Origin of the sequence: Streptomyces yaizuensis (genome assembly GCF_034961445.1) — a bacterium.
GTDB lineage: Bacteria > Actinomycetota > Actinomycetes > Streptomycetales > Streptomycetaceae > Streptomyces > Streptomyces yaizuensis.
In genome coordinates, this window is record NZ_BSBI01000004.1 from 481,228 (window position 1) to 506,781 (window position 25,554).

Sequence of the window (25,554 nt, forward strand, 5' to 3'; positions counted from 1 at the left end):
CCAGCCTCCGTGAAACCCCGCCGACCGGCCCGTACACGGACCGGCCCGTACACGGACCGGCCCGTACACGGACCGGCCCGTACACGGACCGGCCGCCGCCCCGATCGCCCCGGGTCTGCGCCGTCCCCTCCGGCGAAGTGGCGACAAGGCGGTGGAGACGGGCTGGGTCGGCCATGCTGACGGTGTCGCCGACGGCGGTCACGCTCAGCAACTGGGTGAAGGTGGCGGGACCGGATCCGAGCCGACCGGTACACCGTTCCGCCGGATCCGGATCGGCGGCATCGTGGTATGGGGGCCTGAGGTCCGATCCCGTGTTCGGCCCGGTGCGGTGATGTCAGCGTTTCGGCGGTCGGACCTGGCCGCCGGTCATCTGAGAGGGCGAGGAGTGCGTCATGTCGGTGGAGGAACGGACCGCGCAGGGCAGCTGGCCGGGGGCGTGTGAAGGTGCGCGTGCGGGTCGGCGTAATCGGGTGCGGCCTGACGGCGAGTTCGTGGCTGATCCGGGGCGGGGGCTGTTCTGGGGGAATCGGGGTTCGCTGCTGGGCGCTGCCGGTCAGCCGACCCGAAGGCCGTCGACGCGGGCCTGGATCTGCTGTGTGCTGGAGTTCAAGGGCTGGAGGCGGGTCCAGTGGCAGCCGGGCCGGCTGACGGAGCGGTACTTCCTCGACGAGGTGACGGCTCTCGCCGCCGGGCACCGGCCGTGCGGACTGTGCCGCGTCCCGGACTACCAGCGGTTCCGGAGGAGCTGGACAGGCGCCTTGGGCGGCGGTCTTCCCGGGGCGCCGGAGACGGACGGCAGGCTGGAGGCGGACCGGCGTACACCCGAGGGGTGCCAGCGCACCTTCCGGGCGGCGTTCGGTGACTGCCGGACGGTGTGTTCGTCCGGCTGGACGGCGAGGCCGGGCTGGTGTGGCAGGGGCGCTGGCTGCCGTGGTCGATGGCCGGGTACGGCGCGGCGCGACCCGTCACCCCGGGCCTCCGGGTGGAGGTGCTCACTCCCGCGGTGACGGTTCGGGTACTGGCCGCCGGGTACGCGCCCGTCCTGCACGCGTCCGCCGGGTGAACACGCCCGGGCTCCGACCGCGGCCCGTTCCCGCGGGCGCTTCCACCAGCAGGCATGACCGGCCCCGTAGTCCGCGAGAGAACTCGTACACCCCGCGGGGCGCTGGTGCCGGTGCGGACGGCGGCGTGTGCGGCATCCTGTCCGCCCTGGCCGGAAGTCCCCTCCCGGATCAGAGGTCCGGCATCCTGGTGGCGTGCCGACCACGGGGCACGGGCACGGCCAAAGCAGGCGCCGACGGCCCGGAGCTGGCCGGTCGCGCCCGCGCATCGTGGCGGCACAGCCAGCGTGGTCCGGTACCGGACCACGTTTCTGTGATGGTGAGAGGAACCGCACCGTGACAGATTCGTTCGTCGCTCACGAGCTGCTGGAGAAGGGCACCGCTGAGCTTCCGCTCGGGGTGTTCCGCCACCTGGTCCAGCACTCCCCGATCCGCGACCTGGGCGACGACACCGTGCGCCACGCCCACACCCGCTGGCAGGAGAGCTCACCGGGCCCGGACGGGCTCTCCCCGTTCGAAGCAGCCAAGTTCTATGCCCCCGACGCGGATGTCGACCTGTCCTGGGCCCTGCGCCAGCTCATGGCTCTCGATCCGTCCGCCGCCTCCTACACCTTCGGAATGATCGCCCACACCGCCCAGCGCGAGTACGGCATCACCCCGCTCTTCACCGCGGGCTACCTCGCCGAGAACGCATCCCGCAAGCTCAGCGGCACAGCCAGAGCCCTTCCGCAGGTCGAGCTCCACACAGCTGACATCGACACGCTCGCCCAGGCATCCACGACGCCCGAAGCACTTCGCGGCCTTGGTCGTTTTCTCCCGCTGTTTCATCCCGTTGTGCGAGTTTGATCCGGTGATGTCGGGTCGCGCCAGGAGATGGTGCTCTCGCCGGTCAGGCGGCGGGCCATTGTCTCATCCTGCGTGTAAAGCGGTTATTGCCTCTTCTGGAGTCCTGTGTCTCGCGTGGTCGGACGCCTGTGACCCCTTAGCGGGCGAGGCTGCCCCAGGTCATGAGTGCTGGCAGAACTCCGCGTCGGCGATGCCTCTGGCCGCTGCGCCCTGGAGCGCGAGGTGGTCGGTGTTGAAGTACAGGGTCATCCGGTGGCGGGTGTCGCGGGTGGAGACCGTGAGGGCTTCGAATCCGTAGCCGCCGCCGCGCTGTCCCCAGAGTTCAGTCCCGCAGGAGGTGGTCATGCGGAAGAGGCCCAGCCCGTAGGCGTCGGCGCCGACGGAGATGGTGGTGGTCATCTCCCTCAGTTGCGCCTGGGGCAGCAGCCGGCCGTCGAGGAGGGCGCTGTAGAAATGGTTGAGGTCGTCGGCCGTGCTGATGATCTCGCCGCTGGCGCGGAGGGGTGAGGGGTTGAACTCGGTGACGTCGACGCCTGGCAGGGGTGCCTGGATCTGGGCGGTGGAGTAGGCCCGTCCGGAAGGGTGGGGCAGTGTCTCGCGGGTACCCGGCGAGCTGGTGCCTCGCAGCCGGAGAGGGGTGATGATGCGCCGGTGCAGCTCGTGCTCGTAGGAGTGGCCGGTGATTTTCTCCACGATCAGCGCGGCCAGAAGGTAGTTGGTGTTGGAGTACACGAACCGTTCGCCGGGGGCCGCCGAGGGTCGCTTCGACATCGCGACGGCCAGGAGCTCCTCGGGGGTCCAGGTCTCGTGCAGGTGCTTCAGCCAGATCGGGCCGATCTGGTGCAGGGCGGGGTCGTTGAGGTAGTTGTACAGACCGCTGGTGTGATTCAGCAGCTGCCGGACGGTGATGCGGCGGCCGTCGTTACCGTGGCCCCGGACCACCCCGGGCAGCCACGTCTCCACGGTGTCGTCGATACTGAGCCGTCCCTCCGCCTCCAGTTGGAGTACGAGGGTGGCGGTGAACGTCTTGGTGATGCTGCCGATCCGGAAGTGGTCCGCCGGATGGGGCGGGCGTTTCGTGTCCCGGTCCGCTATCCCTGCCGTTCCCGCCCACCGGCCTTCGCCGTCGGCCGCGGTGACGAGGACCCCGGGTGCACCATCCCGTACCGCCCGCTCCATCGCGGCCCGCGTCCGCGCATGCTCCTGGCCGCTGGCCCCACCGGCCGGTGCGGCGGCAGCCGACGGTGACACCGGGAGCAGCAGGAATGCGGTCACCAGTGCGGCGGCCAGGGAGGCGAGAGCGGCCCGGCTTCTTCCAGTGGCCATGGGCATGGGTCGTGCTCCCTCGCGCGACGGGGATCATCCGCTCAGTCAAACAGAGGCGCCGCCGCCCCGCACACGGGTGGCCCGCTGGCGGTTGCGCCATTTGGCATGGGAACCGCAGGTCACCAGGCCACTGCGGGTCTGGCCGGGCGGGGCGCCGCGGCGTTGGGGTGGATGGGCGCGCGGGTGAGACGCCGGGTCATCAGTGTGAGCGCGGCGAGGGTCACCATCGCTTCGGCGTGTTGGGGGAGGCGTTCGTAGTCGCGGACCAAGGGGCGGGCGTGCATCATCCAGGCCAGTGTCCGCTCGGCGACCCACCTGCGGGGCAGCAGGATGAACCCGTTGGTTCCCGCGGGCCGGCTGACTGTTCTGACGGTCAGCCGGAGCATGGTCCTCGCCCAGGTGATGCGGGTGCCGCCGTAGGCGGGGTCGGCCCAGACGACGGTGCGCTGGGGGTGCATCAGGCGGAGCCGGAACAGGACCTCGCGCCCGGCCCGGCCGTCGTGGACCGAGGCGGGGGTGATCATCACGAACAGCAGCAGTCCTTGTGTGTCCACCACGATGTGCCGCTTACGGCCGTTGATCCTTTTGCCCGCGTCGTAGCCCCGCCCGGCCCGGGAGACGGTGTCCGCCGCTTTCACGGACTGGGAGTCGATCACGGCGGCCACCGCCCGCGGGGGTTTGCCCATCTGCCGGCGGACCAGGCACCGCAGCGCGTCACGGATCCGGTTGAACACCCCGGCACGGGTCCAGCGGGCGAAGAAGCCGTGCACGGTCTGGAAGGGCGGGAAGTCACCAGGGAGGGAGCGCCATTTGCAGCCGGAGTCGACCAGGAACCGGATGGCGTCCACAATGTCACGCCGCAGGTGCACCTCCGGGCGCCCACCCCGGGGCGTGAAGCAGGCGGCCACGGGGAGGAGGGGCTCGATCAGCGCCCACTCGTCGTCCGTGGTGTCCGCTGGATACCGGCGCGACCGCATCCGTGCCTCCCTTCTCCCTGGCCGGCGGTGCCGTGCGGTCAGGCGATGAGGTCGAGGGTGGACTCGACCGAGTTAAGCTGAGCGACGACGTGCCGAATCCACCGGTCGTCGGGGTCCAGGGCCGCGTGGGGGAGCACGGTCGATGTCATCAGCCGGCGGATCTCGGTCAGCCGCTGCCGGACCACCGCCAGCTCGTAGGCGCGCAGCAGGTCCGGACCCTGTGCCGGGGCAGCGGATCGTTCGGGCTGGTGCCACCGGTCGTTCTGAGCCCGGTTGAACAGATGCCGGGCCGTGTCATCGGCCGCAGCACGCTCCGCGACCGCCGGGCGGCGCAGCAGGTCCGCGGCCACCCGGGCCGCGACCTGCTCATCAGCCGCCAGGTCGCGGATGGCCTCGACTTTCTCCTGCACCGACTGCGGGGCACTCACCCGCCAGCCGACCTGGCGCTTCGCGGCATCCTGCGTCCAGCACTGCTGCCCGGTCCGCGGATGAACGGGCGGGTCGGTGATCCGCTCGAAACGGTCCGGAAGCTGCTCCAGGATCCGGTGGATCTCGAACGGAACCCCCGCGACCCGGTGCTCCGGAGGCCAGTGCCCGGCCGTGAACCGGTAGACCCGCACACTGCCGTAAGGAATGCCCACGCCCTCGGCGAACATCTCCAGAGACTGCCGCACCCCGAACGCTTCCTCCCCCGCACCGGGATGCGCACCGCCATGCTCGCGCAGCGGCTCGATCTCCAGAGCGAGATCACCGATCCGGAAATGGATCTTCGACTCCGCCGAAACGAGCTCACGTACCTCGCCCAGGATCTCCTCATACCGCTGCCGGGACACACTCCCGATCCCGGCCTGCGCCGCCGCCCGCTCCCCCTCCAGGTGGAATATGGCCCGAACGGGCTGGACGGCACCGGTTCCGGAGAAGCGTGCGATCGCCTGCCGGTCGCGCCGGAGCAGCATGCGGAGTCGGACCAGGGAGCACGCCACGAACACCGTGAAAGCGCCGGCCCAGACGACCACGAAGGCCCAGAAGGCCGGTAAGCCCTTCATCGGTCATCCCCCGTCGATCCCATCCGGTCCGTCGGAGCGAACCGGGAAACGGTATCCCCCGGCCTCCAGGATGACAGTTACGGCTCCCGCAGCCCAGGCGCCCGGCAGGTCCCGGACGACGGCCGGGCCGACGGTTGCAGCTGTACACGCCATGGCCACCGATCGCCTGGCGGCAGCGCTGCGCGCCCGAACCGCCATGGAGGCGGCCCGCGCGCTGGTCTTCCGTGTGTTCTCCTCACAGCGGGAGGGGTACGCGGAGCCGTGCCACACACGATGCTGGCCGCGGTGACGGGCTGTGAAACAGTCGGGGCATGTCCAGCGACATCGCCTATCCCGTCTTCCGCACCCCCGACCTGGAACTGGCCCTGAGCACTGCGCGCCGCATCATGGAGTTCGGCCGCCGCGAGCACTCCGGGGTCTGTGTGCGCGCTCATCTGCGTTCCGTCGCCGAGGTGCGGCGGATGGCGGGGGAACTGCCCGAGGGGTGGTTCCTGGGGCAGGCGGGACGGGGGAACTCCGGCGGGGCCCTGCCCGGGAACCGGACCGTGCCGGCCCTCGTCGTTCAGGGGTCCGGCCTGCCGGCCGACCCGGCCGCGTACGAAGGGCGGCTTCCGGTGGTGTGCGAACTGGACGACCTGCCCGTCGGCGGCATTGAGGACGTATTCACGGCGGCGATCGGCCCGAGCACAGGCAAGATCAACTGGGACGGCCTGTGCTGGCCGGACGGGCCAGAGCCGGGCTTTCTCGGCGAGTCCAAGCACGCCGAGGTAACGCTCCTGCTCAACACCCGCACCCGCGAGCTCGACGAGCACGCCGACGACCACACCGTCCTCGTCCACGTCCGCAGCGCCGTCTTCGACGGCTGCCAGACGCGGGAGCCGTACGCCCACTGGCTCGCCCGGCAATTGGATCTCACCATCATCGGGCCCGGGCAACGGTACTGAATCCGGCCGGACCGCCCCGCCGAGCCGAAGGGGTCACGGAAGGCTTCAGCCGTCACGACCGACGGACTGCACCGGGCTGTCGGGCGGGTCAGTTCCGCCGGTAACTGCACGATCCGTGTGGTGCCCGTTCCCACCGGGCCCCTGGGACCCAGTCCGCAGACGGTGCGTCAACGCCTTTCGGTGTTCGGGCTCGGGGGCGAGGTCTTCAGCGACGACTTCCCCATGGTGGCTTTCACCGTCGCGGCAGGCGCGGACTTCGCCGGGATCAAAGCTCCCCTGAACCGTGGCCGGGACGACGGCTGGTGGCACTACGAGGTCGGCTGCTGCACCGGCGCATGGTGGACCGCCTGACCTCTGCCGGACGGCCATGTGGCACGCCGCTTCGCATGTCGCCTCGAACTGGTTAGCTCGCCTGGGTGTTCGCCGGACGTGGGGGCGGCCTTCGTCTGATCATGTGCTCCGACCAAGGTGCACCGATCAAGACGAAGGCCGTGAAGTGAGTCTGCCGCCTGACACCGGTCCTGGGGAAGTGTTCGCGAAGGCGTCACGCTTCCGGGACGACCTGTTCGACTGCCTGACCGCGCGCGAGGACGAGCTGTTCGAGCTCACCAGGCCCGCCGGTGTCCGAGTCCGCCGGCCTGTCCGGAGCCCCACGGTCCCCCGGGGCCTTGCTCAGACACCAGGGAGCAGGCAACCCGCCGGTAGCTTCGGAGGGCCGATTCCTGACGCCGGGGATTCTCGCTGAGCTGATCGGGCGAATGCCCGAAGGGCGACGACAAGAAGCGGGTGCGCGGCGCCCCCCTCCCGGTTCTCCCGGATCTCCCAAGGGCAGCCGGGGCACGGAGAGTCCATCCGCCGTAGGCCGGACCCGGCAGAACGCCTCCCGGACCCGATACTCGTCCGACCTCTCGTAGGCCACCTCGGCAGGGCCGGCATTGACACCCGTCGTCCAGGCAGCCTCTGCGACCACAATGTCACGCTGCTCGGCCAGTCACTCATCGCGCTCCATCCGGGTCGCCTTGTCCCGCCAGTCCAGCGAGGGGCTCGCTTCGACTCACGGTCCTCTCCTCCGAGGCGCGGGGCGCGGCGTTCGACGACGGCCATCAGTAGTCGCCCTTCAGGGATGAGATGTACGAGGAGGCGTCGGCGGCGGTCATCCGCTCGATGCCGGCGCGGTCGGTCGGGCCGGTCATGAACCCGCCGCCCTCACCAGCCGACCACGACCGCGCCCGCCGACTCGCCCGGCTCTCTCTCGAGGCCGGCCGCGGCACTCAGAAGGACATCATCGACGGCACCGGATACTCGCGGGAGACCGTCAGGCGCCTGATCGGACAAGGCCTGGAACTCCTGCCCGGACCCGCGGACGAGACCGGCCAGGGCAGCGGTACGCCCCGCGCGCAGCAGCTGGACTGACCGTCAGATACGGCGAGAAGTCACCCTTTCCCGCCATGCGGGGCTGCTCCCGTCTCACGCCCCCTGCTGACACGATCTGATCGTGCTCCCCGCCCACGCGGGGATGGGCCGGACATTCCGAGCTTTCCGGCGTACTCCCCGCGCACGCGGGGACCTTCCATCATCGTGGGCTGCCCAGATTTTCTGGCGAGGTCGGCCCGCCTGCACGTCGTATCCATGAGGACTGCATCATGAACGGTGATCAGTACCTTCCCGGGGACTGCCACGAATGCAGGGACTCCGTCTGCATGGGGTGCGACGGCGAGGACGGTCTCACTGAAGACGCAGCCCTGCTGCTCCTGGAGTATGAGACGCACGGTACCGGCTTCCCGGGCCTGGAGGATCTGCCCCTGCCCGCCCCGACTGGGTGGGGCGGACACGCAGGGAGCAGCCACCCGAACTGTCCGTACTCTGTCGGCTGATGCACAAATCCACCAGGGGGCCCCGGCGGAAGCGTGGGGGGATGGCCGAGCTCACCACCGCGAAAGAGTGCACCACCGTCGACCGTGACATCGGCGCCAAGCGCTGCAACCGGGCCGCCGACGCGGCACGCACCGACCTGCACCTGCCCCGACGCCAAGCGGATCATCGACGCCCATCGCGGGAGCGGCGACACGCAGCCCGTCGACTCGCGCGAGTCCGCCGTGCGGTCATCGCAGTGAAACTCCCTCGTCATCGGCGCCTGTTCAGGGGAACACTGCGGCCATGGAGTTCCTCTGCTACCACCGCGACCGCACTGGCTCACTGTCGCTGCGCTACGAACTGAACGATGCGCACTTGTCCTACATGGACGGATTCGCGAAGGAGATGATCGCCCGAGGGCCGACCTTCGCTGACGACGGCGAGACCCTCACCGGCAGTGTGCACATCCTCGGCCTGCCCGATCCCGCTGCCGCCCGCGCGTTCGCCTTCGACGAGCCGAACTACCAGGCCGGCGCCTACCGGGACGTACTCGTGCGACGGTGGCACAACGCCCTGGGGCGCACCATGTGGGACTTCCCCGGCGGCCGGACCGGAGGCAACCGATACCTGGTGCTCGGCCTCGGCACAGGAGAGGCCGCCGACCTCGCGCTGCCGCCCGAGCCGAAGGAGCTGATTGCCTACGGACCGTTGCTGTCCGACGACGGGACTCTCTGGCTGGGCACGGCGGCGTTGCTCCGGGCCCCGGACCCGGCCACCGCACGCGCCATCCTCACACACGACCGGTACGCCGACATCGAGGTGCACAACTGGGAGTCCGGCGGGCGGCCGTCATGAACGAGGCGCCCACCGGTGCCATCGCGGGCGCATCACGCTCTGTGGAGGAAGTGGCCGCCAACGGGGAATTGAAGTGGCCACGGGCGGGGAGCTGAAGTGGCCGCGGGCGGGCGGGGAGAACCAACTGGCCGCTATCAGATTCAGGGGTGATGGTCCGCTGCATTGTCGGCGTGCCCGGCGAGGTGGGCGAGGGCGTCGGTGATGCCGCCGGTGTGGGTGAGGCGGCTGCGGGGGCGCAGCAGACCGGTGGTGCCGGTGGTGTGGAGGTCGCGGCAGCGGCCGGTGAGCCATGTCCAGTCCAGGCCGAGGTGCCGGGCGAGGGTCTCCAGCCGCCCGGCCGGGTGGTCGGCGGCGGGCAGGGCGTGGGCGGTGGCGTGGTCCAGAGCGTCGGTGAAGGGCTGGGTGGTGACCGTGTCGGGCACGGTTTCCGTACGCCCGAGAGTGCGGCTGTCCCCGGGGGTCCAGTGGGCGAGGTGGGCGCGGCCGGCGGCGATGACGAACTCGTCGACGCTGTTTCCCGCCGGCTCCGCGTTGATCCGGACAGCCTGTCCGTGGTGTTCGAGGAGGGCGGCGGTCAGGAGCAGCAGAATCCGCTCCCAGGGTTCGCTGTCCTTGACGGACGTCTCGGGCAGGTTCAGCAGGGCCGTGCCGCCCGGTGCCAGATGCCGCAGCAGGGCGCGGCGGGCGGGGAACAGCAGCCAGCCGCAGGACTGTTCCCCGGTCTGGGCCGCGATCCACATCCGCACCGGACCACTTCCGGGAGGGATACGCGCGGTGAGATACCGGGCGCCCGCTTCGGAGCCGAGCCACATGCTGCCGGCCCGGGACAGCCCGGGCACCAGGTCGCTGGTGATCGCCGCCCCCGGCCGGGAGGCGAGGGAGTCCAGGACCGCCTCCTGGGCCTGCAGGGCGCGGTCGTCGGCCTGCAACGCGTCGTCGATCACGATGAGTGCCCACAGCAGCGCGTAGGTGAGGTCGTCGACCCGGTAGGCGGCGGGGATGACCAGACCGGCCGCCGGCAGAGCCCGGGCGGTGACCTGGCGGGCGAACACGGCGTCGAGCGCATGGACACTGCCGCCGGGCCGGGCCCCGTCCGCCCCGAGAACCAGGGCACGGCGCAGCGGCCGGGTGAACCCGGCGAGATGCTCCGCGTCCGACTCCGCGAGCCGCAGACCCTCACGCGTGAGGGTCCCGTCGTAGGGCTGGACCACGATGCGGGTCCCCTCCAGGAGCCGCAGCCCGTCCAGAGCCCACTGCCCCTCGACCCCTGGCCCCGGGGCCAGGCTCAACCTGGAAGTGGCGAACCGCAGATCGAGCGCCCGCGCGGCGCCCTCAGCGGCCGGCCGCAGGACAGGAGCCGGGACACCGGCCGGCTCGGGCAGCGGCCGCAACAGCGTCTCGAGATCCAGGCCCAGCCAGTGCTCCAGCACCTCGGCCGCGTTCCCCCGCGGCCGCTGCTCGCCATCCAGCCAGCGCCGGCAGGTCCGCTCCGAGGCATCCATCGTCGCCAGCCCCGGCCGCCCCAGCTCCCGCGCGGCACGCCGCGCGGCCTCCTGGAAAGCCTCGGCGAAACGGCACGGATTGCCGCCGCTCGCGGACAGGATGAGCAGTAACGTCGTCGGACGCACCGGCTTGTTTCCCCCATGGTGGTTCGGTCAGTGTCAGCGTGTGATCGCGTGGCCGGGGCCGCAGGGCGGCGGGGCCGCGGATGCGCGCCCGACCCGGGCGGTGCTGGTGGCCGGTCACGACGCGCCCCGTGCGGGGATCCAGTGCGGCGCGGGGCCGGGCAGCCCCTTCTGTCCCCGCCGCAGGGTCAGCGACTCGGGCTGGTCCACCTCTGCCATGTGCCAGCCGCCGGGGAGAAGGGTGTCCTGGGAGCCGTACCGCTGCGGGACCCGGGCGAGGGCGCAGAGCCGGTCGTGGAGGAGGGCGGGGTGGCAGCGGGGCGCGTCGCCGAGGTCGGCAGCTTTCTTCAGGACTCTCAGCAGCAGCTGGAGGTGGTCCGGCAGGTCGCAGGCCAGGGCGATCTCCATGGCGGCAGCCGCCCCGTGGGCGCCGGCGAGGCGGTGACCGGGCCAGCCGCGCTTGTCCACCACCCACCACAGCAGCCGCAGGGCCTCCCACTCCACCAGCGGCCCGCCGGCCAGCTCCCTCGGGCCCGTCCAGTCCTGCGCGCGCTGGTGCCGGGCCGCCCGGGCGTGGTGCAGCAGCTCCTCGGACAGGAACGGGTCCAGCGGAGCATGGCGCCCGCCGGGCGGCAGGCCGCCGGTGGGCGTGAGATCACCCGGCCGGCACAGCAGCAGACCCGACCAGCTCGGATGCACCCCACCCGCCCACACCGCACCCAGGCCGGTGACGCCGGCCGCCCGGGCACGGTCCTCGCCGGCGGCCGCGGCCCCCGCACCCGGAGGGTGCGGCTCCGGTCCGGGGCCGGGCGGCCGGCCGGCCCGGAACACACCCGGCGCGCGCCCGCCGAGGACCCGGGACACCACCGACCGCAGACGCCCGCCCACCCGGGCCATGCCCGCCGGCACGGCCCGGCGACGGTTTCCGCCCTCCGCCCTGTGCCGGCCGGAAACCGCCACTCCCACCGGGCCCACCGGGTCGGCCGGGCCTGCAGCTCCCGCCGCTCCGGCCGGGCCTGTTCCGGGCGGGGCGGCGGTTTGTGGGTCCGGGGATCCGGGACCGGGCGGCCGGCGGGCTGCGGGACCCGGGCCGTCTGCGGCCGCCGGGGGCGCAGACGGCGGCGGTGCGGTCGTCAGGTCGTGATCCGGGGGGTGGTCGGGACCGCCGGAGCGCTGCACCGGCACGGCAGGCGTGTCGAGTCCGGGCAGCCGCGCACTGACCACAGGCATCGGTTCACTCCAGAGGTCTCAGGGGGAACGAGGGGGGAGGAGGTGTCAGGGGGTCCGGCGTCCACGCCGGGCCGGGAGCGGCCCGGGCCCTTACGACGGGCGTCGGCCGAGGGTGAGGAAGCGGCCCCGGCAGCCCCGGCGGCCCAGGCGGCGCGCGCCCGCAGGAGGCCGGGTGCCGGGGCTGGGGCCGTAGAAGGAGAGGGGGAGCGGTTCGGGGCGGTCCGGGTGCCAGGGCGGGACCAGCCAGCGGCGGCCGCCGGTGGGCGGGAGCGCCATCCACTGCTCCGGTCCCGTCAGCACCTCTCCGCCGCACCGCACCATCCGGTGTCCCGTGCCCGGCCGGACCAGGAGCGCCGTCCACTCGGCGTCCACGGCCATGACCGGGGCGGCAGCGCCGTCCGGTGCGATCCGCGTGAGGAGATCGGCCACCACGGACGGCACCACGACCGCGTCGAACAGCCCGCAGACGACGCCCAGCTGGACATCACCCGCATCACCAGCGTCGTCGGTGGGCCGGTGGGCCACCGGCCAGCCCAGGACCTCGCGGTAGACGGCCTCCAGCGCCGACGGGTCACCCGGGCCCGGAGGCCAGGACGAAGGAACGGTGCTCACAGGGACCTCCGGAAGTGTGCGGCGGCCGGCCGTCGCGACACCGCGGCACGGCGACGTGCGCGGGGCGGGCCCGCGGCCGGCAGCGGGGCGGTGTGGGGCGGTGTGCCGGTCATGCCGCCACCGGCCGCATGCCGGTGGGACGGCACGGGGCGATGACCTGGCCGTCGGGCAGGAGGGCCCCGGTGTCCTCGAAGAGGAGCACCCCGTTGCACAACAGGACCCAGCCCTGGACCGTGTTGACGGTGACGGTGTGGGCGTTGGCGCCGTTCTTCGCGTCCGGCTCCGGGCACGGCGGCGTGTGCGGGCAGGCGGGGGAGGTCACAGCACACCTCCGGGCACCAGCCGCAGCCCCGTACCCCTGTCCGGGAGGCCGGGGGCCACGAGGAGGGCGGCCTCGCGCGCGCTCTCCGCCAGCTTCACGAGCGCGACCGCAGCAGCAGCCACCCCCGCGGCGGAGCCGGCGGGCGTGGAGTTGTCGTGCCCGGGCCGGGGCATCATCATCCGGGCGCGCGCGACCAGATCGCGCTCGTCGTCGCCGTCCCGCCCGGGCGGCGGCTCGGCGCGGCCGTCCAGCATCAGCGCGGTGAGAGCGGCGAGTTCGCGGTGGAAGCGGGGGACCTGGTCCGGCCCCCGATGGGCAGCGGGCCCTCCCCGTCCAGCAGCAGACCCGCCACCACCAGGGCCCGCTCCGCGGCCCGGACATCACGACCGGGGATATCCCGGACCGGCACGGGTGCAGGCTTCGGCCGGCCGCCGCGCGGGACGCTCACGGGCCACGGACTTCGGGGCGTTAACGACGGCGGACGGCCCGGGAACGGAACAACAACAGCAACAAACGACATAGCAATCACTCCAGACACATCAGGAGGCGCAAGAAGACGGACAGGACAGGTGGGACGGGGCGCGCGGGGCCGGGCCGGCCCCGGGTGGCGGTGCCGGAGGGCCGACGGGCCCGGCCCGGGCGGTGGTTCAGGGCGGGGGAGGGCTGTCCCGGACGGCGAGGGCGGTGGTGAGGGTGTCCTTCAGGCGGGCCGCGTCGGGGAAGGGGGCCGGTTCGGGGCGTGCCGCCTTCCAGGGCGGGGTGTCCCAGGCCAGGCCCCGGCCGGGCGGGACGACGAGGTCGCCGCCCTCCGCGATCCATCGCAGCCCCTCCAGACCGGACACCTCCTCGGAGGTCCCCGCCCGGACCAGGAGGATCAGCGACGGCTCGCTGTGGAAGGCGGGCACCACCACGCCCTCGCGGTCCAGGTCCTCGTCCCGCTCCAGGTGCAGCGCGGCGATCCGGCTCACCCTCGCCGGCAGGGCGATCACGTCGAAACCCCGGCACTCCGTGCTGACCACCGCATCCGGCAGCCGCTCCAGTCGTTCGGCCGCCTCGCGGGCCGTGCACGGCACATCGTCCACGGACAGGGACCAGCCCAGGACCCGGGTGTAGGCGTCCAGCAGCGCGGACGGGTTGCTGGTGCGGGGCGGCCAAGGCCGGGTGGCGGGGGAGCGGTGGGGCATGGGCGGTTTCTCCAGACGAGGGGCGACGGCACTTCCGTGAACGCGGGGCACGGATCCCGGCGGCGGACGGGAACACGGGGGACGGAGCGTCCGCGCCCCGACCGCCGGGCCGGACCCGTACACGGACGGTTGCGCCACCTTCCGGGCACCGGGTGGCCGGGCTCCGGCGCGTGCAGGCCATGCAACCGGCCCGGCCGCCTGAGGGCCAGGCCACGGGCCGTCCACCGGGCGGCCGCCGACCGGCCATTGAGCGGCCATTGCGGACACCCGGCACCCGATCGCCCAAGTGCCGTGGAGACATGCTGTGTTCGCCGCTACCGTGAAGGCGTGGCGAGCCCAGGGAACGCGAACACGAACGAGGCCTTGCGGACGGCCCGGACGGACCAGGGGTGGTACTCCCAGGAACAGGCGGCCGACCAGATCAGCACGATCGGGCAGCGTGTCCTGGGCGACCCCTACTTCCACATCAGTCCCAGGACCTGGCGCCGCTGGGAGTCCGCCATCCCCGGCTGGCCCCGCCCCGACACCGCCATCGTGCTGCGCGCCGTGTTCGGGACCGGACCCGAACACCTCGGATTCACCCCGCCCCCCGGCCACCCCGCCGCCACTGTCCGGACCTGGCCCGACCCACTTCCGGAGGACCCCGTGAAACGCCGCCACTTCCTCGCGGCCGGGCCGGCCGCTGCCCTCGCCGCCAGCACCCCGGCCCTCGCCGCCCCGGCCCCCGGCCGCGTGGACGCCCAGCTCGTCGGCTACTTCACCCAGCAGCTCAACGGCCACTACACCGCCGACATGCTCCTCGGCCCCCTGGACCTGCTGGGCACCGTCTCCGAGCAGTACCGCCTCATCAGCACCCTGTGCCGCCAGGCCACCGGCCCCGTCCGCCACGACCTCACCCGGGTCGGGGCCGCCTATGCCGTCCTGGCCGGATGGCTCCACCAGGACGCCGGACAATGGGAGCAGGCCCGCTCCTGGCACGGCACCGCCCTCGCCGACGCCCAGACCGCCGACGACCCCGACCTGCACGCCTACACCCTCGCCAACCTCGCCTACCTCCACGTCGAACTCGGCGACGGCCACGCCTCCATCACCCTGTGCGAACGCGGCCTCCACCTCACCGGCCTGCCGCCCATCGCCCGCATGCAGCTCACCTACCAGCAGGCCCACGGACACTCGCTCCTCGGCGACCACACCGCCGTCGACACCCTCCTCGACGCCGCCCAGCACACCGCTCACACCCGCCCGGAGAACCCCCCCACCCCCTGGGGCCGCACCGCCGCCCTCGGCAACCCGCACTTCTTCGACATCCAGCGCGCCACCTGCTACGGCCGCCTGGGCCTCCACTCCCGGGCCCAGCCCCTGTGGGAACGCGTCACCGCCGCCGTCCCGGACACCGCCCGCCGCCGCGCCGGGATCTACCTCGCCCGCCAGGCCACCGCCCACGCCGCCCTCGGCGAACCCGAACAAGCCCTCGCGCTGGCCACCGAATCCGCGCGGATCGCCGCCGAAACCCGCTCCGCACGCCACATCGGCGAACTCCGCACCCTCCGCGACAGAATGAGCCGCTGGAACAACACCCCCCTGCGCGACGAACTCGAACACGCCTTCCGGCCCATCTCCGCCTGAACACCCCCCACCCACAACCCCACCAACAACCCTCGCCCCGGCACCCCGCACCCTCAACACGGCGCGGCCGGCCGCAGCCCCGGCCCGCACACGAGAATCCCTGCGTACCTGCACGGCGACCAAGCTTCCGCACCGACCCCGCCGGACCACCGCCCCCGGCCGCGCCGCGCACGCCAGCAGCCCCGGGTCCCAACTGCGGGACGACCCGGCCGGCCGGGACGGCCGTACACGAGCGGGCATGGGCGAGGGCAGGGCCGGGGCGGGGCGTGCCGCCGGGTGGTGGGACAGGGGCTGGATCATGTGCTGGTTCCTCAAGTCCGATGGAACGGAAGTACAGGTTCGGGACGGGCGGGGAGAGGGTGGGCGGACCGGCTGCCGCACCCCGGGTTCCCGAGACCCTGGTGCGGCAGCCGGGAGCGCGGGCCCGTCCACGAAGAACGACGGCACCGCTCTCGCCCCAGACCCCGGGGCCGGCCGGTGGGGGGCAGCCCACCCGTACCGGACCCTCGGAGGTCGGGGCCCGCAGGCCGGCGGGCCGTTACTGCCGGTGGGTGTGCGGAGCCCACGGCTGAATCGGACCGCCGGACCACACCGACCCGGAACGACCCCCTCCGGACCCGTGACCACGCGGGTGCCGGCAGGGCCAGAGGCGATCGATACACCCGGGACGGCTGCTCACAGGCGCAGTCGGGATCACGGCCCCCTGCCGCGCCCGGACACCACGCCGGCCGGCGGGCCGGACCGGCGGGTCCGCCGAGTCCCGGAGCCCGGGCCCCGGGGCCGCTCCACGGCCACGCCCATCACGTTCTCGTCGGCGGTGAATGAGGCGGCTATGTCGCGGCCCCGGGGCGGCGGCACAGGACCGGTGCCGGCCGGCAGGCGAGACAGGAAGAGGGGCATGAGGACTCCGGAACACAAGACGGAATGGAGGAGGGGCACCCGGCGAGGGTCGGGCGCGTGCCGGGCCGGGGCGCGGTCACGCGGCACTGGTGAAGAACCGGGGGCGGGGCGGACGGTCGTGTTCGACACGCATCCACACGGTTTTGCCCGGGCGGGCGTGGTTGGTGCGGGAGCCCCAGGAGTGGGCGACGCCGGCCACGATGCCCAGGCCCCGCCCGGAGCAGGCCCCGGCCTGGGCCGGGCGCGCACACGGCAGCACCGGTGAGCGGTCCTCCACCGCGACCTCCAGGAACCACCGCGCCCACCGCAGCGTCAGCACCACCGGATCACCCGCTGTCGACCCGTGCCGGGTCGCGTTGGCGACCAGCTCGTGCACCGCCAGCCCCACCTCATCGGCATCCCACGCACAGCCCGTAGTGGTCCGAGGTCCCAGGAACGCCCGCACCAGCCGGCGCGCGGAGCCGAGCTGCGACAATTCCCCCGGGAACACGGAACACCACACCGCCTCCACCCCCGTGCTGCGTCCGGCAGCCGGTACAGGCGCGAGCTCGACCACGCGCACCACGGGCGGGCAGGGCCCCAGATCGCGGCGGGAGGCGACCACCAGCACCGGCGCGGCCCCGCCCGCGATCCCGCCCACCCGCGCCCACCCGGGTCGGGAGGCCAGCTGCCCGTAGGGTGCGACCGAGTCGCTCACCGCCCCGCACACCGCGTAGCCGCGGTCCTCAGCGGCAGCGGCCAGACCCGCCAGCGCTCCTATCGCGGAGGGACCGCAGGCGTAGACGACAGCGGGCGGCGCACAGCTGGTCACGACAGACCTCCAGCAGGGAAGAACGGACGTGGGGGTTGGGGTGGTGTCGGTGGCCACGGGTGACTCCGCACCCGCCGCGGTGTCACTCCCCGAGGGGGCTCGGGCACTCTCCGCGAGGGGAGAGGGAAAGGGTTGCAACTGCCGGGGCATCAGATCCACCCTCATTCCGCCCCCGGAACCGGGCCCGGGGATGACGCGCCGGTCCGGACTTCCCCCGGACTTCCCCCGGAATCGCCCAGGGGGATGTAACCCGCCCCCGGACAGGGAACATTGACCGCCGAGGAGCCTTCCCGCCGCCGAGGCGCGCGGGAGGGCGGACAGGAGGGAAGAGCCGGATGACGACCCTTTTTCGCTACCTGCTCGACCAGCGAGGGCTGGGTGACCACCGGGCGTTCCTCCCCGGTTTCCGCAAGGCCGCGGACGAGCTGGCGGACATCGGGAACGAGCCGGCTCTGCGGAACCTCGACCCGGCCCTGACCACGTTCGAGGGCTGGTACTACGGGCGCCGGCAGCCGCAGCGGGACGCCCGCCGCGTGCTCCGGCACTGGCTCGGGTACAGCGTCGAAGCCCTCTGGAGCCCGGCAGCCTCCGTTCTCGCGCACGAGCGCGAGAACACCGCCGCCGACGGCCGTGCCGAACAGAGCACGGTCCCGGACACGATGAGAAGGACGGCAGTGATGGCCGCACAGCGCGCAGCAGACTTCGCCATGGGCGCCGAACACGGGCAGATCGGCCCCGAAACCCTCGGCCTCGTCACCGACAAGGTCGCCGCCATCGTCGAGGACTACCCCCGCGTCCCCCTGTCCGCCATCTGGGACGAACTGGCGGCCACCCAGGACCAGGTCTTCCGCCTGATCGACGGCGGACGGATCCGGCCCTCCCAGGGCCGCGACCTCGGAGTCCTCGCCACGATCCTCTCCTTCCACATGGCCAAGGGCTGCCACGACATGGGCGACGCCCGCCTGGCCATGACCCAGGCCCGCGCCGCCGGCGTCGCCGCCCAGTGGGCCGAACACACCGGCCTCATCGGCCTCACCCTGGGACTGAAATCCCTCATCTCCTACTGGTCGAACCAGGCCGGACAGGCCCTCCACTACGCCCGCCAGGGCGCCGCCGCATGCCACGACTCCCGCGGCACCGTCACCGTCTGGCTCGCCGCCCTCGAAGCCCGCGCCGCAGCCCTCCTGGGAGACGAGGAATCCGCCACGACGGCACTCACCCGCGCCGACACCCTCCGCCAGCGCGTCGTCCCCGACGACCTCGACCACCTCGGCGGCCTGCTCACCTTCCCCGAGGCCAAACAGCTCTACTACACCGTCGAAACCCGCGTCCTCCTCAACCACAGGGGAACCGACGTCCTCACCCTCGCCGAAACCGCCGCCCACGCCTTCAGCAACCCCCAGGCCACCCACTGGGCCTTCGGCGACCAGGCCGGAGCCCAGTGCAACCTCGCCCTCACCCGCCTCAACAGCGACCAGCTCGACGGCGCCGCCGAAGCCGTACGCCCCGTCCTCGACCTCGAACCCACCCGCCGCAACCTCGGCATCATCGTCTCCGCCGGCCGCGTCGCCACCGCCCTCACCCACAGCCCCGCCCGCGACGCCCGCACCGCCCGCGACCTGCACCAGGAAATCGAGGCGTACAGCTCCACCGGCCCCACCCGGCCCGCCCTCACCCGCTGACCCCAGCCGGTAAAGTCCCCGGGCATGTACCCGGTCAGCCGCACCAGCGAGCGCCTCACCCTGCGCGAACTCCACCCCCACGACACCGACCATGTCCTCGCCATCTACAGCGACCCCCGGGCCACCGAACACCTCTCGTTCACACCCCGGACACGGGACCAGGTCACCGGCATCGTCGAACGCTCCATCACCTCGGCCACCGCCGAACCCCGCACCGAGTACGCGCTCGCCGTCACCACCCGGCACAACGACCAGCTGACCGGCTACGCCCGCCTCGCCCTCGACCCCCACCAGCAACAAGCCGCCACCATCGGCTTCGCCCTCACCCCCGCCACCTGGGGGAACGGGTACGGCACCGAAACCGTCCGCCTGCTCCTCGGCCTCGCGTTCGAAGACCTGGGCCTCCACCGGGTCTGGGGAGCCCGCTCCCCCCACAACGAGGTCTCCGCCCGCACCATGGCACGCGCCGGCATGACCGAAGAGGGCCGCATCCGCGAACACATCCACAAGAACGGCGCCTGGCGCGACTCCATCGTCCACGCCATCCTCGAACGGGAATGGACCACCAACCGCAACACACAGCCCGGCACCACCTGACCCGGCGCCCCGAGGCCCCCAACGCCCCGCGGACCAACCAACCACCCGCCCCAGCCCCGGGCAGTGGCGGTGTGGTCCGGCGCCCGCGCCCGGCCGTCACGGTCCTCATCCGGGGCCGGGCCGCTCCCGGAACGGCCCCCACCACCTGCGGCGGCCACTCGCATACGGGCCGTCGCACCGTGACCACCTGGGTCAGACCTGCCGGCTTCGCCATCGTGGAGGGGCCGCAGGCGTAGACGACAGCGGGCGGCGCACAGCTGGTCACGACAGACCTCCAACGGAGAAATCGGGAAGGGGAATGAACGGCGTTGGGGCCCGCGCCGCGGTGGAGTGGGGGTGAGGCGGCCGCGGGCGCCCGGGGGCGGACCCCAGGGGGAGCGGGCGCCCGGGGCAGGCGAGTTCGCCGAATCCCCCGGCGCCGGCGTCGCTGCGGAATATCGTGGTCACGTCGAGGAAACCGTGAGAGCAGCCGCGGGGGCACCCCGCCGGCGGGGCCGGCCCCGCCAAACCTGCCAAAGATCCTTCCGGTACCGGGGAGCGCGCCATGGCCCGCACACGCAACACCCAGCTCGCCGCGGTCATCCAGGAGACCGGCTGGTCCCAGGACCAGACCGCCCGCCACTTCGTGAAGGTCGCCCAGGAGACGGGGGCGCGGGAACTCCTGTCCGTCACCCGCTCGCATGTATCGATGTGGGTCGGCGGGACACAGCCCTCGGGCCGGGCGGTGCCCCTGCTGTGCGAGACGCTCGCGCGGAAACTCGGCCGCCTCATCACACCCGCCGACATCGGCCTCGCAACCACCCGCCGTGCCGACGACACCACCGGGCACCCCGGACTGACCCTGGATACCGACCCGATCGATGCCCTGATGCCCCTGTGGAGCAACGAGATCGACCGCCGCAGCCTCCTGAGCACCTCCGCCTACTCCGTGGCCGCAGCCGCCCTGCCCCTGACCCACGTCACCGAGATCGCCCAACGCACCCGCGCCGCACACACCGGCCGCACCGTCGGCATGCCCGAAGTCGCCGCCGTCCGCGACATGGTCACCGCCTTCTCCGCGATGGACGAACGCCACGGCGGCGCCCACGGACGCACCGCCCTGGCCCAGTACCTCCGCGACGACATCGCCACCCTGTGCCGCGCCCGCTTCCGCACCCAGGACGTCCGCGCCCAGATGCTGTCCGCCGCGAGCCGCGCCGTCCACCTGCTGGGCTGGAAGTCCTACGACGCCGGCCGGCAAGGCCTCGCCCAGCGCTACTACCTCCAGTCCTACGCCCTGGCCGCAGCCTCCGGCCTCCCCGGCCACGACGGATTCGTCATGCGCACCATGGCCATGCAGGGAATGAAGCTCCACCGCCCCGAGCACTGCCGCGAACTCGCCGAAACCGGCCTCGCCCAGGCGCGAGGCACTGTGGACGCCACCACCGAAGCCCTCTTCCGCATCGTCCACGCCCACACCCTCGCCAAGGTGGGAGAGTCCCACGCCGCCCTCACCGAAACGGACCGCGCCCACACCCTCCTCACCACCAACCCGGGCGACCCGACCCCGTTCTGGGCCCTGGCCTGGGGCCCGCCCGCCGCATCCGTCCACTCCCGCACCGCGAAAGTCCACGAAACCCTCGGCGACCACCACACCGCAGCCGCCTTCTACACACGTGCCGCCCGCACCCGCCCCCCGGGTACCTACGCCAGGATCATCGCCCTCGACCTCGTCGCCGCCGTCGAACAGCAACTGCGCCACGGAAGCATCGACGCGGCCTGCACCACCTGGAACGAGGACCTCGACCACATGGACGGCGTCCGCTCCGCCCGCACCCGCAAAGCCCTCACCCGCATCCGCACCGACCTCGCCCCCTTCCACGCCCGCGGCAGCCGCCCCGCCGCCCGCCTCGACCAGCGCGCCGCCCGCATGCTGCAGAACGACGACTGACAACCGACCCGACGAAGGCAACCCCGCGCACCACAGCCCGAGGCCACCTTCACCCTCACCATCCGAGCCCTGTACGCCGGGCCGAGTCTCGCCTCCGGCCGGATCGTCGATTGGGACGATGCCCGCGAGCGGGGCTGAGCGGCGGTGCAACAGCATCGGCGCCTCCAGCAGGGCAGCAGGGAGCCCGTAAGACGGGGCCAGTGCAGAGTGCACGCCGGGCTGACGGGAGAGGGACGCCAGGTTCACCGAGCAGGGCGGGGGCGGGCAACCGTCACGTCTCACGGGCCTTGCCGCATTCCGTGAGACGTGACGGAACAGGTCGTGTCTTCCGTGAGAAGTCACGGAAACCCGCCGGGTGTTCACATCCGTGTCACTACACTCGGTGCTCAGTCCGTTCGCGGAGGTGACGACATGGCTGCCCGGCACCCGCTGTCCTGCGCCGCTCGGCTGCGTGAGCAGGCCGGGACCGAGGGCCAGTCTGTTGAGCGGACGGCCGCCGCCATCGCGCGGTGCTGCGAGGTGAGCCTTCTGCGGGCCCACCGGCTCGCCCGCGGCTGGACGCTCCAGCAGGCCGTGGACGCCTACCGGACCATGACCCAGGGCACTCCAGGAGCGGCCCGCGTCGACCAGGACCAACTCGGGATCTGGGAGAAGAACCCCACCCGGCGCCCTCGCGCCCAGACCATCGACCTGCTGTGCCGCCTGTACGAGACGAGCGCCGGGGGCCTCGGCCTGAGCGGCGACTACACGCCCGCCATGAACCCGCAGACGGCGAACCCCCGCACGGCCGGGGCAGGCCACCACCCCTCGACACCCGGCGCCCTCCAGCCGGCGGCCGACGCGCTCGACCAGGTCCTCGACCAGACCCGCCACGGTGTGGACCGGACTCTGGCCCGCGCCTCCGTCAGCCCCGTCCAGCTCGACCTGCTGGAGGAGCGGCTGCTCGACCTGCGCCGCCAGTACCTCGTCACCGCGCCCATCCCCATGCTCGGACAGATACTCCCCGAACTGGACGAACTCCAGATGCTGGCAGCTGAACGCCAGCCCGCCACGGTCCAGATGCGGCTCTCCGAGATGACCGCCACGCTCGCCACGCTCGCCACGCTCACCGCCGACGCCCTGATGAAGCTCGGCCGCCTGCGCCAGTCCCGCGCCTGGTACGCCACCGCCCGCGCCGCCGCCGACGACAGCACCAACACCGACCTCCGCGCCCGCGTCCGGGCCCAGGCCGCGATGCTGCCCTACTACTACGGCCCGCTGTCCAGCGCCGTCACGCTCTCCCGCGAGGCCCGCATACTGGCCCGGCACCGCCCCGGCCCCACCGCGGCGTTCGCTGCCGCGGCCGAAGCCCGCGCGCTGGCCCGCAACGGCGACGCCGCCCGTGCCCGGGAGGCGATCCATTTTGCCCGCGACGCCTTCGACCGCGCCCCCGACGGCGACCCCGACGACGCCTTCGCCTTCCCCGAACGCCGCCTCCTGCTCTACCTCAGCGGCGCCCTCACCCACCTCGGCGACACCCGCGAAGCCGACCGCGTCCAGAGCCGCGCTCTCACCCTGTACGGCGACCACCCGGGCATCGACCCCGCCCTCCTCCACCTCGAACACGCCATCTGCCTCGCCCGGGAGCAGCACCTGTCCGAGGCGTGCCGGCTCGCCACCGCCGCCTACCTCGAACTCCCCTCCGCCCAGCGCACGGACATCGTCGGCGCACGCGCCCACGACGTCCTGGCCGCCGTCCCCGCCCGGATGAGAACCACACCGAGCGCCCGGGAACTCGGGGAAGCACTCGCGCTCCCGACCGGCGCGGGATGACAACACCGCCCCCTCTGATCCAGCCTGGGGACCATGACGGAACCCCGACCCGGCGGCTACAGCAACGCCGAACTCACCGCCCTGATCGCCCAGGCACATGCCGAACTGCGCCTCGGCGACGACGAGCAGCACCAGCTGTTGCGCGGCCACACCAACGCCGTCGTCCGCATCGGCCCCGCCGTGATCAAGATCGCCCGCAAGGGAACCGCCGCAGAGGCCGTCGAGCGCACCATCGCGCTCGTCCGCTGGCTCCAGGACCACGACTTCCCCACCGTGCCCCTCCACCCCCACGCAGAGCAGCCGCTCCGGCTCACCGGCGGAGCACTCGCCACGGTCTGGACCTACTACCCCCAGCCCCCGGAGCCGGTCACCGCAACCGACCTCGCCGCCCCGCTCTTTGCCCTCCACCGGCTCCCTGCCCCACCGGTCCCCGTCCGGGCCCTCGACAACCTCCGCGCGATCCGCCGCTCCCTGGCCGCGACCCGCACCCTCGACACCGACGAGCTGTCCTTCCTCACCGACCGCGCCGACCGGCTCGAACACGCCCTGACCCGGGTGCAGTACGCCCTCGCGCCCGGCATCGTTCAGGGCGACCCCCAGCACCGCAACGCCCTCCACGACACCGCCGGCGACCGGACGGTGCTGTGCGACTGGGACACCCTCGCCCACGGCCAGCCCGAATGGGACCTGGTCACCGTCGAGATCCACTGCCGCCGCTTCGGCCACGACCCGAACGAATGGTCCGGATTCGCCGCCGCCTACGGCCTCGACATCACCACCTGGCCCGGGTACGAGACCCTCCGCGACATCCGCGAACTGAGGATGATCACCACCAATGCCCGCAAGGCCGCCCACACCCCCGGGTCGCTCTCCGAAGTCCAACGCCGCATCAAGGGACTGCGCGAACAGGAACACGGGCTGTTGTGGAGCATCCTCTGACCAGCCCACCCCGTCACCCGGCACAGCCGTGACCGCCCAGACCGGTACCGGATGGAGAAACCGCGGTACGGCACACTCCACCACCCCGCCCACCTGCAGCGAAAGGACCCGCCCATGCGCGTCGGTATCACCGGACACCGAGGACTTCCCGCCCCCGTCGCCGGGGACTACGCCGCCTCCTCGCCGCACAGGCGAAGAGCTACCGCCCGTCCAAGCTGATCGCGGTCAGTTGCATCGCCGATGGCCCCGACACCTGGTGGGCACAGGAAGCCCTCAACGCCGGAGGACAGCTGGAGGTCGTCGTCCCGGCCGACGAGTACCGCGACGGGCTCCCCGCCTGGCACCACTCCGACTACGACGCCCTGATCAGCCAGGCTGTCGCAGTCCACCGGACCGGGATGACCGGCTCCACCTCGAAAGCCCACCAGGCCGGCAGCGAACTCCTCGTCGACCGCTGCGATCTGCTCATCGCCATCTGGGACGGTAGCCCCGCCCGGGGCTACGGCGGCACCGCCGACGTCGTCCACTACGCCCGCCGCAGCAGCACCCCGGTCACCATCCTCTGGCCCGAGGGAGCCACCCGCTGACCCACCCCCAGCGGGCAGAACCCCGCCACCGGCCCCACACCCGGGAGCACTCGCCACCACCAGCCCGAGAGCAGCACTGCCCATCCTGGCGGCGGGGCTCCGCGAGGTCCGACGGCCGGTACCCGCCGAAGCTGGCCGTCCGGGCGGACGGGAGCAGGGTGCCGCGCCGGGGGAGTAGCCAGCCTCCCGGCAGGGCCGGGTGAGCCCTCTGCCGCAAGGACTCGGAAATCCACGCGAGTTCATGCACGTCACGTCCTGGGAAAGGGGGACCGGGTCTCGCGGGCGCACCAGCGTCACCGGTGCCGCCGGCGGTCGCTGTCCAGCGTTGCCGAACGATCGCGTCATCAACACGCCATGCCGTGACGAAAGGCGACATGCTCGGCCGGGGCGGGGTTCGTGTACGCGTGTGCGGACCTCGGCTTTGACGACTGCCTCGCGGGCATCGGCGACGAGAAGCTCGTCGTGGCCATGCTCCACCGTGGCCCTCAGCGGGTCGCCGAAAGTCCGCGGTTCGGCCTTGGCGTTCCGCAGGATGTCCCCGGCGAGGACAGTTCGGCGCATGAACGTGTGATGGGCGCGGGATTCACCTGCCGTCTGCTCGTCTGATCGGCTGGCTTCCGGAGCGTGAGCGGACGAGGACGGCTGTCCTGCGCTTCGGCCGGGCCGGTGGGAGCCGTCCCTGACCGTACGAAGGCGGGACTCGGCAGTGCGGTGTGTTGCTGCGGGATATGTGATCTGCCAGCTGGCCATGGCCCCTCCTCATGTCCGTCCGGGTGGCGGGTGGAGCC

The 25,554-nt window shown here is 72.6% G+C and carries 22 protein-coding genes and 3 pseudogenes; 14 read left to right on the top strand and 11 right to left on the bottom strand.

Features of this window, described 5'->3' with window-relative positions; translation table 11 throughout:
- The first annotated feature begins 874 nt into the window (after positions 1-874).
- Positions 875-1,063 carry a hypothetical protein gene (locus SYYSPA8_RS12960; protein WP_323447250.1) on the top strand — a complete coding sequence of 63 codons (189 nt, stop codon included), beginning with the start codon at positions 875-877 and terminating at the stop codon, positions 1,061-1,063.
- A gap of 334 nt (positions 1,064-1,397) precedes the next feature.
- On the top strand, positions 1,398-1,907 hold the full coding sequence (locus SYYSPA8_RS12965) for a hypothetical protein (RefSeq protein WP_323447251.1): 510 nt from the start codon (positions 1,398-1,400) through the stop codon (positions 1,905-1,907).
- Positions 1,908-2,066: 159 nt separating this feature from the next.
- On the opposite strand, the gene SYYSPA8_RS12970 is transcribed toward SYYSPA8_RS12965, so the two are convergent.
- The 3 genes and pseudogenes from SYYSPA8_RS12970 to SYYSPA8_RS12980 all read right to left on the bottom strand — a co-directional run bounded on the left by SYYSPA8_RS12970 (position 2,067) and on the right by SYYSPA8_RS12980 (position 5,256).
- The gene (locus SYYSPA8_RS12970; RefSeq protein WP_323447252.1) at positions 2,067-3,233 is read right to left on the bottom strand and encodes a serine hydrolase domain-containing protein; all 1,167 of its coding nucleotides are present in this window, start codon (positions 3,231-3,233) and stop codon (positions 2,067-2,069) included.
- A 179-nt stretch (positions 3,234-3,412) separates the two neighbouring features.
- Positions 3,413-4,210, bottom strand: a pseudogene (locus SYYSPA8_RS12975) (IS5 family transposase); the annotation flags it as partial.
- 38 nt (positions 4,211-4,248) lie between these two features.
- The gene (locus SYYSPA8_RS12980) at positions 4,249-5,256 is read right to left on the bottom strand and encodes a DUF6192 family protein (RefSeq protein WP_323447253.1); all 1,008 of its coding nucleotides are present in this window, start codon (positions 5,254-5,256) and stop codon (positions 4,249-4,251) included.
- Positions 5,257-5,567: 311 nt separating this feature from the next.
- On the opposite strand from SYYSPA8_RS12980, the gene SYYSPA8_RS12985 reads away from it, so the two are divergent.
- The 4 genes and pseudogenes from SYYSPA8_RS12985 to SYYSPA8_RS13000 all read left to right on the top strand — a co-directional run bounded on the left by SYYSPA8_RS12985 (position 5,568) and on the right by SYYSPA8_RS13000 (position 8,909).
- Positions 5,568-6,200: a hypothetical protein gene (locus SYYSPA8_RS12985; protein WP_323447254.1), complete on the top strand. Its 633-nt coding sequence runs from the start codon at positions 5,568-5,570 to the stop codon at positions 6,198-6,200.
- A 60-nt stretch (positions 6,201-6,260) separates the two neighbouring features.
- Positions 6,261-6,551: pseudogene (locus SYYSPA8_RS12990) on the top strand (DUF4265 domain-containing protein); the annotation flags it as partial.
- 840 nt (positions 6,552-7,391) lie between these two features.
- The gene (locus SYYSPA8_RS12995; RefSeq protein ID WP_323447255.1) at positions 7,392-7,613 is read left to right on the top strand and encodes a hypothetical protein; all 222 of its coding nucleotides are present in this window, start codon (positions 7,392-7,394) and stop codon (positions 7,611-7,613) included.
- Positions 7,614-8,357: 744 nt separating this feature from the next.
- A complete protein-coding gene (locus SYYSPA8_RS13000) occupies positions 8,358-8,909 on the top strand; it encodes a YciI family protein (RefSeq protein ID WP_323447256.1) in 552 nt (183 codons plus the stop codon).
- A 140-nt stretch (positions 8,910-9,049) separates the two neighbouring features.
- On the opposite strand, the gene SYYSPA8_RS13005 is transcribed toward SYYSPA8_RS13000, so the two are convergent.
- The 7 genes from SYYSPA8_RS13005 to SYYSPA8_RS13035 all read right to left on the bottom strand — a co-directional run bounded on the left by SYYSPA8_RS13005 (position 9,050) and on the right by SYYSPA8_RS13035 (position 13,882).
- Positions 9,050-10,537, bottom strand: coding sequence for a serine/threonine-protein kinase (locus SYYSPA8_RS13005; RefSeq protein WP_323447257.1), 1,488 nt, complete (start codon positions 10,535-10,537; stop codon positions 9,050-9,052).
- Between the two features lie 114 nt (positions 10,538-10,651).
- On the bottom strand, positions 10,652-11,233 hold the full coding sequence (locus tag SYYSPA8_RS13010; protein WP_323447258.1) for a hypothetical protein: 582 nt from the start codon (positions 11,231-11,233) through the stop codon (positions 10,652-10,654).
- Between the two features lie 621 nt (positions 11,234-11,854).
- Positions 11,855-12,376 (bottom strand): hypothetical protein, encoded by a 522-nt coding sequence (locus tag SYYSPA8_RS13015; protein WP_323447259.1) that lies wholly within the window; start codon positions 12,374-12,376, stop codon positions 11,855-11,857.
- Positions 12,377-12,485: 109 nt separating this feature from the next.
- Positions 12,486-12,698, bottom strand: coding sequence for a DUF5999 family protein (locus tag SYYSPA8_RS13020; protein ID WP_323447260.1), 213 nt, complete (start codon positions 12,696-12,698; stop codon positions 12,486-12,488).
- Positions 12,695-12,952: a hypothetical protein gene (locus SYYSPA8_RS13025; protein ID WP_323447261.1), complete on the bottom strand. Its 258-nt coding sequence runs from the start codon at positions 12,950-12,952 to the stop codon at positions 12,695-12,697. The genes SYYSPA8_RS13020 and SYYSPA8_RS13025 overlap by 4 nt, the downstream gene beginning before the upstream one ends.
- A complete protein-coding gene (locus SYYSPA8_RS13030) occupies positions 12,952-13,107 on the bottom strand; it encodes a hypothetical protein (protein WP_323447262.1) in 156 nt (51 codons plus the stop codon). The genes SYYSPA8_RS13025 and SYYSPA8_RS13030 overlap by 1 nt, the downstream gene beginning before the upstream one ends.
- 238 nt (positions 13,108-13,345) lie before the next feature.
- Positions 13,346-13,882: a hypothetical protein gene (locus SYYSPA8_RS13035; protein ID WP_323447263.1), complete on the bottom strand. Its 537-nt coding sequence runs from the start codon at positions 13,880-13,882 to the stop codon at positions 13,346-13,348.
- A gap of 327 nt (positions 13,883-14,209) precedes the next feature.
- On the opposite strand from SYYSPA8_RS13035, the gene SYYSPA8_RS13040 reads away from it, so the two are divergent.
- On the top strand, positions 14,210-15,508 hold the full coding sequence (locus SYYSPA8_RS13040) for a helix-turn-helix transcriptional regulator (RefSeq protein ID WP_323447264.1): 1,299 nt from the start codon (positions 14,210-14,212) through the stop codon (positions 15,506-15,508).
- Between the two features lie 976 nt (positions 15,509-16,484).
- On the opposite strand, the gene SYYSPA8_RS13045 is transcribed toward SYYSPA8_RS13040, so the two are convergent.
- Positions 16,485-17,219 (bottom strand): ATP-binding protein, encoded by a 735-nt coding sequence (locus SYYSPA8_RS13045; RefSeq protein ID WP_323447265.1) that lies wholly within the window; start codon positions 17,217-17,219, stop codon positions 16,485-16,487.
- 335 nt (positions 17,220-17,554) lie between these two features.
- On the opposite strand from SYYSPA8_RS13045, the gene SYYSPA8_RS13050 reads away from it, so the two are divergent.
- The 7 genes and pseudogenes from SYYSPA8_RS13050 (at position 17,555) to SYYSPA8_RS13080 (ending at position 25,372) form a co-directional block, all read left to right on the top strand.
- Positions 17,555-18,901 carry a hypothetical protein gene (locus SYYSPA8_RS13050; protein WP_323447266.1) on the top strand — a complete coding sequence of 449 codons (1,347 nt, stop codon included), beginning with the start codon at positions 17,555-17,557 and terminating at the stop codon, positions 18,899-18,901.
- A 24-nt stretch (positions 18,902-18,925) separates the two neighbouring features.
- Entirely contained in the window at positions 18,926-19,498 is a 573-nt protein-coding gene (locus tag SYYSPA8_RS13055; protein ID WP_323447267.1) for a GNAT family N-acetyltransferase, read from the top strand.
- A gap of 544 nt (positions 19,499-20,042) precedes the next feature.
- Positions 20,043-21,428: a hypothetical protein gene (locus SYYSPA8_RS13060; protein ID WP_323447268.1), complete on the top strand. Its 1,386-nt coding sequence runs from the start codon at positions 20,043-20,045 to the stop codon at positions 21,426-21,428.
- 411 nt (positions 21,429-21,839) lie between these two features.
- On the top strand, positions 21,840-23,240 hold the full coding sequence (locus tag SYYSPA8_RS13065; RefSeq protein WP_323447269.1) for a hypothetical protein: 1,401 nt from the start codon (positions 21,840-21,842) through the stop codon (positions 23,238-23,240).
- Between the two features lie 33 nt (positions 23,241-23,273).
- Complete coding sequence (locus SYYSPA8_RS13070; RefSeq protein WP_323447270.1) at positions 23,274-24,179, top strand: phosphotransferase family protein; 906 nt, start codon at positions 23,274-23,276, stop codon at positions 24,177-24,179.
- Positions 24,180-24,293: 114 nt separating this feature from the next.
- Positions 24,294-24,766 (top strand): annotated as a pseudogene (locus tag SYYSPA8_RS13075) (hypothetical protein).
- Between the two features lie 396 nt (positions 24,767-25,162).
- Positions 25,163-25,372, top strand: coding sequence for a hypothetical protein (locus SYYSPA8_RS13080; protein ID WP_323447271.1), 210 nt, complete (start codon positions 25,163-25,165; stop codon positions 25,370-25,372).
- The last annotated feature ends 182 nt before the right edge of the window (positions 25,373-25,554 follow it).